The 2,606-nt window shown below is 49.9% G+C and carries 1 protein-coding gene; it reads right to left on the reverse strand.

All coding sequences use genetic code 11. From position 1 onward, the window contains the following. Positions 1-161 precede the first annotated feature (161 nt). A partial coding sequence (locus tag AAC033_RS18940; RefSeq protein WP_339741114.1) for a glycosyl hydrolase 115 family protein occupies positions 162-2,606 on the reverse strand: 2,445 nt, incomplete at its 5' end.

The following is a 2,606-nucleotide window of genomic DNA, read 5'->3' on the forward strand; positions in this document are numbered from 1 at the left end:
GGATTGGCCCAGCCCCATATCTTCAGCGGCTGGTCGCGCTGCAACACCATACCGTCACTCACCAGGCGCGGCAGTTTAACGGCAGCATCTGTTTGGAAAGGAAATGCCGCAAACAGCAGCAACAGCAATAATCCGAAAACTATTTTGTATTGATTCATTTGTTATTGTTTTATGCGTTTACTCTGAGATGCCCCCAAATAACTGGGCTCTAAACCTCCGGTGTCAATCATTATTTTTTGCAGCACGATGCCCGGCTCCAGCACGCGGATATGCAAACGGTGCAAACCCGCTTTCTCAATCTGGTGTTTGGTTACGGTTTGGTTGATGCGCGTAGCCTGCCATTCGCCCAATTCTCCCCGATACGCCCCATTGATGTTAACAATTTGTTCTTCGGCTCCATCAAACGAAATGGCATACCGCAAGCCTTTGTTGGCGTTAAAATTTAGGGTGGTCGAAACCAACACATGCACTTCAAATTCCCCGATCGATTCAAAATCAACGGCATACTCAAGATAAACCGGCTCACTCGCCGCAGGATACTCGTTTTGCGGGAAGGTGGTCACACCCGAAACGGTTTTGCCCAAATCCGGAATAACTTGCCATCGGATTTTGTCGGTTCCTTTGGCCAGTTGGTAGTTTTCGGCCTCAATAGATACGTAACCATCGGCTTCCTGAAAGGCCAAATCTTCATTTGTTACTTCCGGGACCTTCACCCATTGTACCTCGGGCATTTTTCGCTGCCGGGGTTCCTGCCAGTAAGTGTAACCGATGCGAATCTGATCCATCGTATGGTTCCATTTTCCGCCGGCTATCTGCTCGTTGTAATGAACCGTCAACAAGGAGTCGCGGTCGTAGCACTGCTTGACAACCCCGGCCCAGTAGTTTGCCTGAACGTCACTCTCTTCGGCCAGTTGATGGTTTTTAGCCACGGCATAATACATTTCATACAAGTTCGAACTGGCATTGGTCGGGAAAAGCACCAGCTGATCGAACGCATCTTTGTACTTGTTTGGAATCAGGTTGTACAAACGTAACGCGTCCAAGGTCAGGTCACGGTAATCGTTGCGTACCCGCTCAAACTCGTTGTAGTTTTCCAGACTGTAGGTTCTGGCATTCAGCAATTCGGGTGTTACGCGGTGGTTGTATTTCGTGTACCGATTGATGATGCGCGCTGCTTCATTGGCATATGCTTCTCCAAACTGTTCGGCACACCAATCTTCGGTATGCTGCAACAGGTTTTGTGCGTTGAACCGGGTCGGGTCCCACGCCATATCCAGAAAGAAGCTGATGGGATATTCCATCGGTTTCAGATCGCCCACATTCACCACCCAAATCCGGTCAACGCCATGACTGTAGGTCAGGTTCATTTGTTCCCAAACCCGCTGAATTTGACTGACATTGATCCATTTATAGTTTCGCGGACCACCTACGTAGTCAAAATGATAGTACATTCCAAAACCTCCTTTGTGGGGCGGGGCATCTAAATCGGGCAACTTGCGCACATTCCCCCAGTTGTCGTCGCAAAGCAGCAGGGTGACATCATCGGGCACCCGCATGCCATGGTCGTAGTAATCCTGTACTTCCTTGTAGAGCGCCCAAACCTGGGGTGTTTCCTCCGCTTTTTTTCCGGTCACTTTGCCAATGATTTTCCGCTGGTCGCGAACAATTTTCTCCAACAGGGCAATATTGGTTCCTTCGCTCATGGCTTCATCGCCATCACCACGCATCCCAACGGTGACAACCGTTTCATACTCTTTCATGCGCTCCATGCCCTTGGTCCAAAAGTCGGTCAGCACCTTGGGATTTTTATTGTAGTCCCAGGCTCCCGATCCATAGCGATCCCACTCCACGTGGGCTTTCCCCAGCGGCTCGTGATGCGAAGTGCTCACCACGATGCCCAGTTCATCAGCCAGACGGCCGTTCTCCGGATCATCATCGTAAAAGGCTTTGCCCCACATGGCCGGCCACAGAAAGTTTCCGCGTTGCCGAAGAATCAATTCAAAGACCTTGGAATAAAACTTGTGGTTGAATCCGCCAAAGGTTTCGCGAACCCAGCCACCTAAAGCAGGTTCTTCGTCATTCAGAAAAATGCCGCGGTATTTCACTTTTGGGCTTTCGGTTACAAACCGTCCCGCCTTGACATACACTGCTTCATGTTGATCAACCGGAACGTCGGCCCACCAGTACCAGGGCGAAACGCCCATTTCGCGCGACAAATTCAGCATGGCATAAATGGCTCCGCGCTTATCACTTCCAGCTAAAACCAAAGCCTTTTCAATATTTGGGAACGGGTTTTCAATGACTTGGGTCAGGCTGCGCTCCCACTGTCCGCTGATATCCGACACATCCAGTTTTCCTTCAGCCACCAATAGGTCAATCCATTGATTTTTGCCCAGGGTACCCACCAAAATAAGCTGGCTGGATTCGGACAGTTCCGACTGGTAGATTTTAGCTGACTGCCCAGTGACCTTTTGAATATCATTGGCAAACCAGCCGGCCACTGAGGCAATTCCCGGGTAATCATCCGCATCAACCAAAATTGGCGTCGCCTCACTATTTTCTACAATAGCAAAAACACCGTTTTCTTTGTCCATCGTAAGGTAGCT

Source organism: uncultured Sunxiuqinia sp., from assembly GCF_963974515.1.
Classification (GTDB): domain Bacteria; phylum Bacteroidota; class Bacteroidia; order Bacteroidales; family Prolixibacteraceae; genus Sunxiuqinia.